This window comes from Rahnella sp. BCC 1045 (genome assembly GCF_019049615.1).
GTDB lineage: Bacteria > Pseudomonadota > Gammaproteobacteria > Enterobacterales > Enterobacteriaceae > Rahnella > Rahnella contaminans.
In genome coordinates this window covers 1-14,030 of sequence record NZ_JAFMOZ010000124.1, presented here as the reverse complement: position 1 = coordinate 14,030, position 14,030 = coordinate 1, and the positions used below count along the sequence as shown (strand labels likewise).

Sequence of the window (14,030 nt, the reverse complement as noted above, 5' to 3'; positions counted from 1 at the left end):
GAGAAAGGGCGCTTAGCGCCCTTTTTTAATGCCTGAACTTGCCTGCTCTGAACGGTACGCCGGTCAGAGCGGCGTTGGCCGCGGCGGGCAACGTTCCAGCAGTTCCACGCTGCCGTCTTCGTTGAGTTGCTCGATAAACACATCGAAGCCCCACAGCCGGTGAACGTGTTTCATCACTTCACGACGGCTCTTGTCCAGCGGCGCGCGGTCTTGCGGGATATAGCGCAGCGTCAGCGAACGGTCACCGCGCAGATCGACATTCCAGACCTGAATGTTTGGTTCGTGGTTACTCAGGTTGTACTGCGCCGACAGTTCCTGACGGATGGCGCGATAACCCTCCTCATTATGGATCGCTGCGATTTCCAGATAGTTATTATGGTCGTCATCCAGCACGGTAAATAACCGGAAATCACGCATCACTTTCGGCGACAGAAACTGGCTGATAAAGCTTTCATCTTTGAAGTCCCGCATCGCGAAATGCAGCGTCGTCAGCCAGTCTGAACCGGCAATATCCGGGAACCAGTAACGATCTTCTTCGGTCGGTTCCTGACAGATACGTTTGATATCCTGGAACATCGCGAAGCCGAGCGCATACGGATTGATCCCGCTGTAATACGGGCTGTTATACGGCGGCTGATACACTACATTGGTGTGGCTGTGCAGGAACTCCAGAATGAAACGATCCGAGACTTTTCCTTCGTCATACAGATGATTCAAAATGGTGTAGTGCCAGAACGTCGCCCAGCCTTCGTTCATCACCTGAGTCTGTTTTTGCGGATAGAAATACTGGCTGATTTTACGCACAATGCGCAAGATTTCCCGTTGCCAGGATTCAAGCAGTGGCGCGTTTTTCTCCATGAAATACAGCAGGTTTTCCTGTGGCTCAGAAGGGAAGCGGCGCGCCTGTTCAGGGGCATCCACGCTGTCTTTGCGCGGCAGCGTTTTCCACAGCGAATTCACCTGACTTTGCAGATATTCTTCACGACTTTTCTGCCGCGCCAGTTCTTCCTGCAAAGAAATCTTCTGCGGGCGTTTATAGCGGTCCACGCCATAATTCATCAGCGCATGGCAGGAGTCGAGCAACCGTTCGACTTCATCGACGCCGTAGCGCTCTTCACATTCGCTGATATAGCGTTTGGCAAACAGCAGGTAATCGACAATCGAACTGGCGTCGGTCCAGCTTTTAAACAGGTAGTTATTTTTGAAGAAAGAGTTGTGGCCGTAACAGGCGTGCGCCATAACCAGCGCCTGCATCGTGATGGTGTTTTCTTCCATCAGATAGGCGATACACGGGTTGGAGTTGATGACGATTTCGTACGCCAGCCCCTGTTGTCCGTGTTTATACAGTTGCTCGGTTTCAATGAATTTCTTACCGAACGACCAGTGTGTGTAATTGATAGGCATGCCGATGCTGGAATAAGCATCCATCATTTGTTCAGAAGTGATGATCTCGATTTGATGTGGATACGTCTCCAGCCGGTATGACTTGGCGACACGGTCAATTTCTTCGAGATAGGTTTGTAATAACTCAAACGTCCAGTCCGGTCCATCGCTAAGACGTTTGTCCTCAGTTTTTTTCTTTTGGGTCACTGTCGTCATAAGCCGCACCCTCATTCAGTTATGGACGCTACAGAGTGTTTGATTCACAACCTTTTCTTAAGACTTCGCACGTCCTTTGATAATCGTAGCTCAATCTGAGTGTGCTGCAGGATAAACACCATGAATCCATTCCTCATCAAATCTATATCCTGATGGAAAGAGGCTGTCAATCGGTGCGCGATGGAGACCCAAAGCCGCAAAGAACCGGGCTTTGGGTCAGTTTCAGACAGGTGAGGACGGGGTAAACCCGCTATTAACTGCGGATAAACTCTAATAAATCTTCATTAATCTGATCTTTATGTGTGCTGCATAAACCGTGGGATGCGCCCGGATAGACTTTGCCTTTTCCGTGTGGAAGAAGCTTGAGCGCGGCTTCGCTGGAAGAGGCCGGGGGCACAATCTGGTCATCGTCACCGTAGATGACCAGCGTCGGGATAGTCATTTTTTTCAGGTCTTCACGCTGGTCGGTTTCAGAAAAAGCTTTCACGCAATCATAAAGTGCTTTGATTGACGCCTGCATGCCCTGACGCCAGAAACTCTGACGCAAACCTTCTGAAACTTTCGTTCCTGCGCGGTTAAAGCCGAAAAAGGCATCTGGCAAATCCAGGAAAAACTGCGAACGGTCTTTTTGAACACCATCACGGATCCCGTCGAATACAGAAAGCGGCAGACCGGCCGGGTTGAAATCCGTTTTGACCATAATCGGCGGCACCGCACCAATCAGCACGGCTTTGGCAACGCGCGCCGTACCGTGACGGCCAATATAACGCGCTACTTCGCCACCGCCGGTCGAATGCCCGATATGCACAGCGTCTTTCAAATCTAAATGGCCAGTGAGTTCGGCCAGGTCATCGCCGTACTGATCCATATTGTGCCCGTCCCACGGTTGCGAGGAACGCCCGTGTCCGCGGCGATCATGCGCAATCACACGGAAGCCTTTATCCGCCAGAAACAGCATCTGATCTTCAAATGCATCGCCGGACAACGGCCAGCCATGGCTGAAAACCACTGGCTGGCCGCTACCCCAGTCTTTGTAAAAGAGTTGAGTGCCATCTTTGAGTTTCAGAAAATTTGAGTTATTCACTGGTGACTCCTTATCGCTGAAATGAACGGTACAGTTTATGAAACTTTCGAAGTGTAGGTCACTAATTGAACGATTGCGATATTGCTCACATTTTGAGCTGGCAATGCAGGCGGACAGTTTTGCCAGAATAAACCTGATACTTAGCAGGGTTAAGATATTGAAACCCGGTTTTCAGAGGGGTAGCATTTATCCGCTATTGTTTGTTACTGATGCTGAGGAGGTCAAAAAATGGTAAATACGTTTACTTATGACAGATATAGAAACCGGATCGGCCAGGGCACCCGCGTCATGGATGCTGAAACAGGCGTAACGGGTAAAATTGCCGCGTTTCGTGTGCAAAACGGTTCTCCGGAAGAACTTCGCCGGGAAAATTGTGTGGAACTGGTAGGGCAAAAAGGCCTGTTTAAACCCGTTTCACTGATGAGACTCGAAGCCACAACAGCCTGAAAATATCTCTCCTGATGTTGTCCTGCACAGCCAAAGGCCACTGTTAAAAGTGGCCTTCATGTTTTCCGATGATGGGAAAAAATTCTCCCACCCAGACCGTGCGTGAAAAACTCGCTTTATAAACTCCCTGCAAGCATTAAGCCCGTATCATGTACGGAATATCAGGTAATGTCACACACCGCCTTTATATTAGTGAATTGTGCTGAAATATTGCTTGTATACAAGAATAAAAGACCACGGCCAAACCCGGCGCGAAAGTGGAGGCGGCTGATGACATCAATGCAGTCATTGCTATCAAAAAACCATAACTTTCTCTCTGCAAAGCCGGAATGTTGCAAGATATCGTTATTTATTTGCAGCTGTTGAAAAAAATCCCGCCATGAACGATAAATAAATGTGAAACAACTCACGGTTATGAACGCCTGTGTTGGCGATTTTTCGCAGTCAGGTTAATTTCCTGTCATCAGAATATTATGCTTTGTTTTGTTGTGGAGTGGAGTCGATATGCGTGTGGTGATTTTAGGCAGTGGTGTGGTCGGTGTCGCCAGTGCATGGTATCTGGCTAAAGCGGGACATGATGTGACGGTTATCGATCGTCAGTCCGGGCCTGCGGAAGAAACCAGTGCGGGGAATGCGGGGCAGATCTCACCGGGCTATGCTGCACCGTGGGCGGCTCCGGGGGTTCCTGTTAAAGCAATCAAATGGATGTTCCAGAAGCATGCGCCGCTGGCAATTCGTCTGGACGGAACCCCGTTCCAGCTGAAATGGATGTGGCAAATGCTGCGTAACTGCGACATGAACCACTATCAGACCAACAAAAGCCGCATGGTCCGTCTGGCAGAATACAGCCGCGATTGCATGAAGGCGTTGCGCGAAGAAACGGGTATTCAGTACGAAGGCCGTCAGGGCGGCACGTTGCAGCTGTTCCGTACGGCGCAACAGTTTGAGAGCGCGGCGAAAGATATCGCAGTGCTTGAAGACGCTGGTGTTCCGTATCAGTTGCTGGAATCCAGCCAGCTGGCGACGGCAGAACCGGCTCTGGCGCAGGTCGCGCACAAGCTGACCGGCGGTCTGCGTTTACCTAATGATGAAACCGGCGACTGTCAGCTGTTCACCCGTACGCTGGCAAATATGGCGCGCCAGGCCGGCGTAAAATTCGAATTCAACCGGACGGTCGATAAGCTGCTTGTTGAAAACGGCGAGATTACCGGTGTGCAGTGTGGCGACGAACTGGTGAAAGCGGAGGCTTATGTGGTGGCATTCGGTTCTTATTCCACCGCGCTGCTTGCGGATTTGGTGTCTATACCGGTGTATCCGCTGAAAGGCTATTCACTGACAATTCCGATCACTGACCCGTCCTCTGCACCGGTTTCTACCGTGCTGGATGAGACTTATAAAATTGCGATTACGCGTTTTGATAATCGCATCCGTGTCGGCGGGATGGCGGAAATTGTTGGTTTTAACCTGAAGCTGGCGCAGGCGCGTCGCGAAACGCTGGAAATGGTGGTTAAAGATCTCTATCCGAACGGCGGCAACGTGGAGGCGGCGACTTTCTGGACAGGCTTGCGGCCGATGACGCCTGACGGCACGCCGATTGTGGGCCGTACGCGCATTAAAAATCTGTATCTGAATACCGGCCACGGCACGCTCGGCTGGACAATGGCCTGCGGTTCCGGTCAGCTGTTATCGGACCTTATGTCCGGCGTGACACCGGCAATTCCTTCTGATGATTTATCGGTTGAGCGTTACAGCCCTGGTTTTATCGCCCGTCCGGCTGGCCCGCATAAAATGCATCCGGTGTCTTAAACCGGTTTTTCTCCCCCCGCACGGTGACTGACGCCGTGCGGGCGTTACTTTGCACTTTGCCGGAGCTGGTATGCCTCGCCCGATTTCAGCCACTTTATCTCTGTCTGCGTTATCCCAAAATCTCAATGTTATCCGCGGCTTTGCTCCTAACAGCAAAGTCTGGTCGGTGGTGAAAGCCAACGGATACGGCCACGGGATTTCCCGTATCTGGAAAAGCCTGTCAGCTACGGAGGGTTTCGCATTACTCGATTTCAACGAAGCGATATTACTGCGTGAATCTGGCTGGCAGGGGCCGATCCTGCTGCTGGAGGGTTTCTTTTCTCCCGCGGATTTAATCACGATAGATCACTATCGCCTGACGACGTCAGTACACAGCGACTGGCAAATTCAGGCATTGGCGCAGTCAAACCTCAGCCAGCCGGTGAAGGTTTATCTGAAAGTGAACAGCGGTATGAACCGTCTGGGATTTGCACCGGCGCGCGTCAGCGATGTCTGGCATCAGCTGCGTGAACTCAAGCAGGTCGGGGAAATCACGCTGATGAGTCACTTCGCCACGGCGGACAGCGTCGAAGGCGTGGGTGCGCAGATGGTGGCCGTAAATCTGGCCGGGCAAAATATTTCCGGGCCGCGTTGTCTTGCCAATTCGGCGGCGACGCTCTGGCATCCGTCGACGCATTATGACTGGATCCGTCCGGGGATTATTTTGTACGGCGCGTCGCCGAGCGGGCAGTGGCAGGACATCGCCCAAACCGGGCTGCAACCGGTGATGACGCTGAAAAGTGAACTGATCGCCGTGCAGGCAGTTCATGCCGGTGACCGCGTCGGGTATGGCGGGCGTTATCGTGCCGGACAACCGCAGCGTGTGGGCGTGGTGGCCTGCGGTTATGCTGATGGCTATCCGCGGCATGCGCCTTCCGGCACACCGGTCTGGGTGGATGGCGTAAGAACAAAAACGGTAGGAACAGTTTCGATGGATATGCTGGCGGTGGATTTAACGCCGTGTCCGCAGGCACAAATCGGTGCGCCGGTTGAACTGTGGGGCAGTAATCTGCCGGTGGATGATGTGGCGACGGCTGCCGGTACGCTGGGCTACGAACTGCTGAGCGCGCTCGCGCCACGCGTACCGGTTATAACCGTCGGATAAGGTTTTTAGCTTTCCAGACGGGTCAGCTGACCCGTCGATTTCTTACTGGCACGACGCGCCAGCATCGCCAGACATCCTCCCGCCAGCATCACCAGCGCAAGGCTCAGCTTAGGTTGTAACGGCAACGCCATCGCAATAAAGCCCAGCAGCGCACCACCGGCCATCTGCACCGAACCGACCAGCGCAGACGCCACACCGGCTTCACTTGAGAACGGCTCCAGCGCATAGCTGGTGGCGGGCCCCATCAGGAACGCTAAACCCGCGCAGGCGCTGGCAACCGGCAGCATATACAGCCAGGTCGCGGTTTGTTCTGCCGGTGGCACCAGCGTGATCCCGGCAATCAGCCCCAGACAACCAGCAAACATCAGGATACCGCCGGCTTTCAGGCACACCGGCCGTCCCACTTTGCGGATAATACGGTTGGCAATAAAGCTCACCGCCATAATCCAGAAGCCGTTTGCGCCGAACACAATGGAAAATTCTAACGGTGTGAGGCCTGCCACGTTCATCAGCACGGTCGGCGCCAGCGAGACATAGGTCAGCGCCATGCCCATCGCCCCTGCGTTAACCGCGGCGAAAGTGACGAAACGGGGATCCGACAGAATCCGCGCGTACTGGCGAAACGGCAGCCCGGAGTTGGTTTGGGTGTCCGCCGGGCGGGTTTCCGGCAGTTTGAAAATGACCAGCAGCATGACCGCCACGGTGTAACCCGCCAGCGCCCAAAACGGTGCCCGCCAGCCATAATACTGCGCAATCAGGCCGCCAATGAGCGGTGCAAGCGCAGGGATAATATTGAGCGTCCCGTTGAGGAAACCGTAGGCACGGGCGGCGTCGTTGCCGCTCATGCGGTCACGCACACCGCTGAAAATCACCACCGACGTACAGCACACGGCCAACCCCTGAACCACACGGGATAACAGGAACATCCACGGCGCAACCGACATTGCCGCGATAATTGCGCCCGCCAGATAGACGACAATGCCGATAATCGCGATCGGGCGGCGTCCAAATTTATCTACCAGCGGACCGGCGACCAGTTGCCCTAATCCCATCACCAAAATGAATAGCGAAATCGAAGACTGAATTACCGCTTCGGTGCTTTGCAAGCCAAGGGCAATCGCCGGGATGGCGGGCAGGTACAGATCGATACCCAGAGGGCCGAGCAACACCAGGCTCAGCAGCAGAAAAAGGAATTTTTGCATTGGAAACATCACTGTCAGTCAGTCCGGAAGGGGACTAAGGGTAATGATTTCGTTAATGAATGGAAAGGAACTTGTGATTTCAAAGGCGAAAGGGAGAAGCCGGTAGAAAAAACGGACACGCAATACGTGCCCGTTACAGAGATTGCCGTCAGAAATTATTTTTTCTTCCAGAAATCATCGAACACCGTGACCGGCGGCTGACGTTTATGTTCGGTGCGCAGGTACCAGCCTTCGATAATCGCCGCGACGCTGTCATCCACTTTTTTGCCTTCAAGATAATCGTCGATCAGCTCGTAGGTCACGCCCAGCGCGACTTCATCCGGCAGAGAAGGGCGGTTTTCTTCCAAATCTGCCGTCGGCGCTTTGGTATACAGATGTTCCGGGCAGCCCAGCGTTTTGAGCAGCGCTTTACCCTGACGTTTGTTCAGGCGGAAAATCGGGTTGATATCCGTGCCGCCGTCGCCATATTTGGTGAAGAAACCGGTAACGGCTTCGGCTGCGTGATCCGTCCCGACGACAACCCCTTTTTTCATTCCGGCAATGCTGTACTGGGCTTTCATTCGCTCACGCGCTTTTTCATTACCTTTAATAAAATCGCTCAGCTCAATGCCAATTTCACGCAATGTCGCTTCGCTTGCCAGCACCGCATTTTTAATATTTACAGTCAGAACCTGATCGGGCTGAATAAAAGTGATGGCGTCCTGACAATCGGACTCGTCAGCCTGCACGCCGTACGGCAAACGCACGGCGATGAACTGGTAATCATCTTCTTTCGTTTCTGCGCGTAATTCGCTAATTGCTGTTTGGCAAAGTTTGCCGGTGAGAGTAGAATCTTGCCCGCCGCTGATCCCCAGAACCAGTGTCCTGATGAACGGATGGGCCAGCAGATAACTTTTGAGAAAATCGACGCTGACGCGGATTTCCTGTGCGGCATCGATATGCGGTTTAACGTGCAATGCCTGAATAATCTCTTTTTGTAAAGCCATGACCACTCCTCCTGAAGGCTGCCTTCGAGGAACCCGAGGCAAAAAATAAGATGTTATCAGGATAAAACTACCCCGCATCGCTCAAAAGGACAAGATTCAGCGACGAGTTCGGCGGAAATCTGTACGTCGCCAGCTCGCAAGCTCTCTGACGAGAGCGGCAGGGCAAGAAGTCAGTTTGGCGCACCAGGAATGATTACAGAACTGCATTGAAATAAAAATCAATGAAAGAGAACGTAATGATTTTGTATGTTTCTATTGCCGGAAATATATGTCATTCGGAACTATCTAAAAAAGCCGCTTTATTAAGATATCCCGTGCTGAGTGCGTTATATTTGTTGCGGTAAAAATATTTGTATGTATGTGCCATCGAAACGGAGTTGTCAGGCTTGATTAACGGATCCTAATTAATGGCATAAATCGTGTGGTCTACTCTCGTTATTTGCCTTAAGTCTTATTGGGGAAACAAAATGTTTTTTCGGGTTGTACGTCGTTTACCAGCTTGTGCCGTAATTTGCGGTGCAGCGCTGTTCAGTATTTCAAGCCTTGCAGACACTACCATTTTCACTGCGCTCGATGATCCTGCTCAGGCGAAGAAGCCCTTCGTAGGCAATGTGCAGGCGGGTTACAGTGCACAAACCGGTAACACCAGCAACTCCACGCTGAATGCTGATACCACCATGACCTGGTTTGATACCAACACGGCTTACAGCCTGTGGGGTTCTGCGCGTAATACCTCTTCTTCCGGTGTCCGTTCATCCGAGAAGTATCAGGCGGGCGGTCGTACCCGTTATAATCTGGATAACGCGAACTACGTCTTTGGTCAGGCGAGCTGGCTGAGCGACCGTTATAACGGCTATCGCGCGCGCGATGTCGCAACCATCGGTTACGGTCGTCAGATCTGGAGCGGTCCGGTTCATACGCTGAATCTGGAAGCCGGTCCTGGTGTTCGTCACGATGAATTCGAGCAGGGCGGCCACCAGACCCGTGCTCTGGCATACGGTTCAGGGACTTACGGTTATCAGATCAGCGATACCGCACGTTTCACGCAGGGCTTCTCCGTATTAGCCAACGATGAAACCACACTGAACTCAGAAACTGCGCTGACTGTAGCTATCAATAGCCACTTCTCGCTAAAAGTTGCGTATGACGTAACTTACAACACCAAACCACCAGCCAGTGCGCCGGATAAAACCGACACCGTCACTTCTGTGAATCTGGTTTACGGCATGTAATTTCATTCGCGAAATTGTCGAAAAAGCCAGGGGAGAGATCCTCTGGCTTTTTTTTATGCCCCGATTGGCGGCCGGTGAGTACAAAAAGTAGCAGAAAGCAAAAAAAACTCAAATGATAACCATTATCACTGTTGATCGGAATAATCCTAGCTGGTAGTCTCTGTATCGCCCCTCGTAGAGCTAACACCGCTTTCGGGTGAGTGCCGGAGATAAGCGCCGGAAGGGGTTGCTTCAGGATGTGTTTCAAAAATGCAGCGATACAAGGATGTACGCAATTTATATACCAGGCCCAATCCATAAAATAATGACCGGGCCTTATTTTGTATCTGCAAATTAACCTTAAATATAATGACTCACCTGAGTCTCAATCCTTGCTGCGGTAGTTTTAAATTCTTTTGCCAATAAAGCGATAAACGCATCGCGGTCGATATGCTCTATCTTTCCCTCGTGATAACCCTCTGAATACGAAACATAAAGCCCGTCTTCAAACCCGATCTCTACAGGTTCATCTTCAATACGAATTTTTTCCATAATGTATTCCTCAACCCTTTGTTAAAAAAGTAAAAGAAGTCAGCATCACAGGTGATTGGGGTCTTAAATTTATGGAAGATAGTGTGACGGCTGGCGGGAACGTAATCTGTGATCGTGGGCGAATAACCTTATACGTAGCAGGTTATTGTGAGGATGATTCCACAAAAAAGCCGGCGAGGATTTTGCCGGCTTTTTAATTAACGTCGAACATCAACTGTTCTCAGTTTGTTTGTGGAAGAGTTCCCGGAAGACCGGATAAATATCTTCCTGTTCACGGATATGCTGCATGGCGAAATTATCAAATCTCTCCTGCAGCACTTCATATTCACGCCACAGCGTCTGGTGGGCACGGCGGGTGATTTCGATATAGCTGTAATAGCGCACCATCGGCAGGATCTTCTGTGCCAGAAGCTGGTGGCACAGAGGGGAATCATCAGCCCAGTTGTCGCCATCAGAGGCCTGCGCGGCATAAATATTCCACTGCGCTGGGTCGTAGCGTTCCTGAATGACTTCATCCATCAGTTTCAGTGCGCTTGAAACGATGGTCCCGCCGGTTTCCTGCGAGTAGAAGAACTCCTGTTCATCGACTTCTTTGGCTTGTGTATGGTGACGGATATAGACCACGTCGACGTTTTTATACGTCCGGCTCAGGAACAGATAGAGCAGAATATAGAAACGTTTGGCCATGTCTTTGGTTGCCTGATCCATAGAACCGGAGACATCCATCAGACAGAACATCACGGCCTGGCTGGAAGGCTCAGGGCGACGCTCGTAGTTGCGATAACGTAAATCAAAGGTGTCGATGAACGGCGTTTTGGCGATTTTCGCCCGCAACTCGGCGATTTCCTTACGCAGCCGTTCTTCTTCCAGTAATTGTGCCGGTTCACTGTGTTCGACCTCGGTCAGCGTCGATTCCAGCTCACGCAGCTCCCGTTTTTTACCCGCGGTCATCGCCGTGCGGCGAGCCAGGGAGTTTTGCAAAGAGCGCACCACACTGATATTCGCCGGTACACCGTTAGACGTATAACCGGAGCGGTGGGTTTTGAATTCAGTCAGCTGCTTATGCTGATTTTTTCTCAGGTTAGGAAGCGCCAAATCTTCAAACAGCAGATCGAGATATTCGTCTTTGGAGATCTGGAAAGAAAACTCGTCTTCGCCTTCACCGTCCTGACTGGCTTCGCCCTGACCACTGCCGCCGCCACCGCCCCCTTGCGGTCGTTCGATACGGTCATTCTGCACAAAGTGGTCATTGCCGGGGTGAACACGGTGGCGTAAGCCACCGCGGCCCTGATGGAACATGGGTTCGTTGATATCTGCATTGGGGATCGAAACCGACTCCCCGCTGTCCACGTCGGTGACCGAACGCTTGTTGATGGCCTCGGCAATCGACTGTTTGATTTGCGACTTATAGCGACGCAAGAAGCGCTGGCGGTTCACCGCACTCTTGTTTTTGCCATTCAGCCGGCGGTCAATAAAATACGTCATATTTCCCCCAAACGACGTTGCCAACGATCCCCTGTTACGAGGATTTTCTTACGCGCAGATACCATTCACACAGCAGGCGAACCTGTTTGCGTGTATATCCTTTCTCCATCATTCTGTCGACAAAATCATCATGCTTCTTCTGTTCATCGGTCGACGTCTTGGCGTTAAACGAGATAACTGGCAGTAATTCCTCGGTATTTGAGAACATTTTTTTCTCAATCACCGTGCGCAGTTTTTCGTAACTGGTCCAGTTTGGATTGCGGCCGCTGTTATTGGCGCGGGCACGCAGCACGAAGTTGACAATTTCGTTACGGAAATCTTTTGGATTACTGATCCCGGCTGGTTTTTCAATTTTCTCCAGCTCTGCGTTCAGGGATTCACGGTCAAACAGCTGGCCGGTATCCGGGTCACGGTATTCCTGATCCTGGATCCAGAAGTCAGCGTAGGTGACATAACGGTCGAAAATGTTTTGTCCGTACTCTGAATAGGATTCCAGATAAGCGGTCTGGATCTCTTTACCGATGAATTCAGCATATTTCGGGATCAGATAGCCTTTCAGGTGTTCCAGATATTTTTCAGCGATGTCCTGCGGGAATTGCTCGCGCTCGATTTGCTGTTCCAGAACATAGAACAGATGGACCGGGTTAGCGGCGACTTCCACATGATCAAAGTTGAATACGCGGGACAGAATTTTAAACGCAAAACGCGTCGACAGCCCGTTCATCCCTTCGTCTACGCCCGCATAATCGCGGTATTCCTGATAAGACTTGGCTTTCGGGTCGGTGTCTTTCAGGCTTTCGCCGTCATAGACGCGCATTTTGGAATAGCTGCTGGAGTTCTCCGGCGTTTTCAAACGCGAAAGAATGGAGAAGCGTGCCAGCGTTTCTAACGTACCCGGCGCGCAAGGAGCATGCGCCAGTTCACTGTTGCTGAGCAGTTTGTCGTAGATTTTCATCTCTTCGGAAACGCGCAGGCAATAAGGCACTTTGACGATGTACACACGGTCAAGGAACGCTTCATTATTCTTGTTGTTGCGGAACGTCACCCACTCAGATTCGTTGGAGTGCGCCAGAATAATGCCGTTGAACGGCAGGGCAGAGATCCCCTCAGTCCCGTTATAGTTACCTTCCTGTGTGGCGGTCAGCAGCGGGTGCAGCACTTTAATCGGTGCCTTAAACATCTCGACGAACTCCATCACACCCTGGTTTGCACGGCAAAGTGCGCCGGAATAACCGTAAGCGTCCGGATCGTTCTGCGCGTGGTTCTCCAGTTTACGGATATCCACTTTCCCGACCAGCGCGGAGATGTCTTGGTTGTTTTCATCGCCAGGCTCAGTTTTGGCTATAGCAATTTGTTCGAGAATCGACGGCCAGACTTTCACGACTCTGAATTTCGTGATGTCACCGCCAAATTCGTGCAGACGTTTTGCCGCCCACGGCGACATGATGGTGCCCAGATAGCGCGGAGGAATGTTGTATTCTTTTTCGAGAATATGCGCATCTTCCTGCGGATTAAACAGGCACAGCGGATGATCGTTTACCGGGCTGCGTTCGCCGTTGGCGCTCAGCACATAAATCGGTACACGTTGCATCAGGGATTTCAGCCGTTCGGCCAGTGACGATTTACCGCCACCCACCGGGCCCAGTAAATAGAGGATTTGTTTCTTTTCTTCCAGACCTTGCGCGGCGTGTTTCAGATAGGAGACGATCTGCTCGATGGCCTCTTCCATGCCGTAAAATTCTTCAAATGCAGGGTAGCGTGCAACAACACGGTTCGAGAATAAACGCGACAGGCGTGGTTCAAGCGCGGTATCTACCATCACTGGTTCACCGATTGCCATCAACAGACGTTCCGCCGCATTGACATAAGCACTGCGATCTTGCCGTGCAATGGTAAGAAATTCCTGCAGTGTGAACTCTTCGTCCTTGGCAGCCTCATAGCGCTGGCGATAATGGTCAAATATGTTCATACGATGCCCGTCCTTCGTTATTTTACCTTTCGTTTTGAAGCGTTAGCGCAACCTCAAAGACTTGGGTATAGCACAGGTTAATGAGAGCTAAGCCCCCGGAAGAAAGATCTCCCACCTGAATACAGCAACCCTTATGCCAACTTGCAGAACCCCTTTGACGCTGACAGTGGCGATGATTTGAAAACTGTCATAAATCGGTGGGACGGGCGACTGTTCAGGCTAAGTCTTTCATCTATTTATAAGCGTAGTTTGGCATTAGAAAAATTTCCTCTCTGGTTTTGCCGTTTTTTAAGTCATTTCAATGACTCAGTTGTCCGGAATGCTCTGAAAAGCCTTGCAGGACGTGCCTTGCAGACCGGAAGTTGTTTCTTTAGTCATTTTTATTTCATATTTTGCAGATAAATTGTGCGATCGCTTCGATTTTTCAGGTTAAGGTTTTTTAGAGAACGAGAAATGCTAAGCGGGACACTTACGCTTCATTTACACTACCGACGATTTTTTACTTAATGGAATTAAGACAATGAAGATTTTGAACCTCAAAACAC

The 14,030-nt window shown here is 51.3% G+C and carries 11 protein-coding genes; 4 read left to right on the top strand and 7 right to left on the bottom strand.

Translation table 11 applies throughout. From position 1 onward, the window contains the following. Positions 1–63 precede the first annotated feature (63 nt). Entirely contained in the window at positions 64–1,599 is a 1,536-nt protein-coding gene (locus tag J1782_RS11425; protein WP_152327078.1) for a SpoVR family protein, read from the bottom strand. Between the two features lie 253 nt (positions 1,600–1,852). Continuing rightward, positions 1,853–2,683: an alpha/beta fold hydrolase gene (locus J1782_RS11420; protein ID WP_152327079.1), complete on the bottom strand. Its 831-nt coding sequence runs from the start codon at positions 2,681–2,683 to the stop codon at positions 1,853–1,855. Between the two features lie 228 nt (positions 2,684–2,911). On the opposite strand from J1782_RS11420, the gene ydfZ reads away from it, so the two are divergent. The 3 genes from ydfZ (at position 2,912) to dadX (ending at position 6,080) form a co-directional block, all read left to right on the top strand. Then, positions 2,912–3,130 (top strand): putative selenium delivery protein YdfZ, encoded by a 219-nt coding sequence (ydfZ, locus tag J1782_RS11415; RefSeq protein WP_152327080.1) that lies wholly within the window; start codon positions 2,912–2,914, stop codon positions 3,128–3,130. 504 nt (positions 3,131–3,634) lie between these two features. After that, positions 3,635–4,936, top strand: a complete 1,302-nt coding sequence (locus J1782_RS11410) for a D-amino acid dehydrogenase (RefSeq protein WP_217153177.1) — start codon at positions 3,635–3,637, stop codon at positions 4,934–4,936. A 70-nt stretch (positions 4,937–5,006) separates the two neighbouring features. Continuing rightward, positions 5,007–6,080: a catabolic alanine racemase DadX gene (dadX, locus tag J1782_RS11405; protein WP_217153176.1), complete on the top strand. Its 1,074-nt coding sequence runs from the start codon at positions 5,007–5,009 to the stop codon at positions 6,078–6,080. A gap of 5 nt (positions 6,081–6,085) precedes the next feature. Here dadX and J1782_RS11400 read toward each other — a convergent pair whose 3' ends face one another. Continuing rightward, positions 6,086–7,282: a multidrug effflux MFS transporter gene (locus tag J1782_RS11400; protein WP_152327083.1), complete on the bottom strand. Its 1,197-nt coding sequence runs from the start codon at positions 7,280–7,282 to the stop codon at positions 6,086–6,088. Between the two features lie 155 nt (positions 7,283–7,437). Further along, positions 7,438–8,268, bottom strand: coding sequence for an ammonia-dependent NAD(+) synthetase (gene nadE, locus J1782_RS11395; RefSeq protein ID WP_208952139.1), 831 nt, complete (start codon positions 8,266–8,268; stop codon positions 7,438–7,440). Between the two features lie 467 nt (positions 8,269–8,735). Between nadE and J1782_RS11390 the strand changes: the two genes are divergently transcribed. Further along, positions 8,736–9,500, top strand: coding sequence for a YdiY family protein (locus J1782_RS11390; RefSeq protein WP_152327085.1), 765 nt, complete (start codon positions 8,736–8,738; stop codon positions 9,498–9,500). 339 nt (positions 9,501–9,839) lie between these two features. On the opposite strand, the gene J1782_RS11385 is transcribed toward J1782_RS11390, so the two are convergent. From J1782_RS11385 to yeaG, 3 genes are all read right to left on the bottom strand, one after another. Then, positions 9,840–10,031: a hypothetical protein gene (locus tag J1782_RS11385; RefSeq protein WP_217153175.1), complete on the bottom strand. Its 192-nt coding sequence runs from the start codon at positions 10,029–10,031 to the stop codon at positions 9,840–9,842. 210 nt (positions 10,032–10,241) lie between these two features. Continuing rightward, positions 10,242–11,516, bottom strand: a complete 1,275-nt coding sequence (locus J1782_RS11380; protein WP_152327087.1) for a YeaH/YhbH family protein — start codon at positions 11,514–11,516, stop codon at positions 10,242–10,244. Between the two features lie 34 nt (positions 11,517–11,550). Next, on the bottom strand, positions 11,551–13,485 hold the full coding sequence (gene yeaG, locus J1782_RS11375; RefSeq protein WP_152327088.1) for a protein kinase YeaG: 1,935 nt from the start codon (positions 13,483–13,485) through the stop codon (positions 11,551–11,553). Positions 13,486–14,030 lie beyond the last annotated feature (545 nt).

Excerpts from the sequence above, each read along its gene's own strand:
- J1782_RS11425 (WP_152327078.1), bottom strand. The coding sequence starts at position 1,599 with ATGACGACAGTGACCCAAAAGAAAAAAACTGAGGACAAACGTCTTAGC.
- ydfZ (WP_152327080.1), top strand. The coding sequence starts at position 2,912 with ATGGTAAATACGTTTACTTATGACAGATATAGAAACCGGATCGGCCAG.
- J1782_RS11410 (WP_217153177.1), top strand. The coding sequence starts at position 3,635 with ATGCGTGTGGTGATTTTAGGCAGTGGTGTGGTCGGTGTCGCCAGTGCA.
- dadX (WP_217153176.1), top strand. The coding sequence starts at position 5,007 with ATGCCTCGCCCGATTTCAGCCACTTTATCTCTGTCTGCGTTATCCCAA.
- J1782_RS11400 (WP_152327083.1), bottom strand. The coding sequence starts at position 7,282 with ATGCAAAAATTCCTTTTTCTGCTGCTGAGCCTGGTGTTGCTCGGCCCT.
- nadE (WP_208952139.1), bottom strand. The coding sequence starts at position 8,268 with ATGGCTTTACAAAAAGAGATTATTCAGGCATTGCACGTTAAACCGCAT.
- J1782_RS11390 (WP_152327085.1), top strand. The coding sequence starts at position 8,736 with ATGTTTTTTCGGGTTGTACGTCGTTTACCAGCTTGTGCCGTAATTTGC.
- J1782_RS11385 (WP_217153175.1), bottom strand. The coding sequence starts at position 10,031 with ATGGAAAAAATTCGTATTGAAGATGAACCTGTAGAGATCGGGTTTGAA.
- J1782_RS11380 (WP_152327087.1), bottom strand. The coding sequence starts at position 11,516 with ATGACGTATTTTATTGACCGCCGGCTGAATGGCAAAAACAAGAGTGCG.
- yeaG (WP_152327088.1), bottom strand. The coding sequence starts at position 13,485 with ATGAACATATTTGACCATTATCGCCAGCGCTATGAGGCTGCCAAGGAC.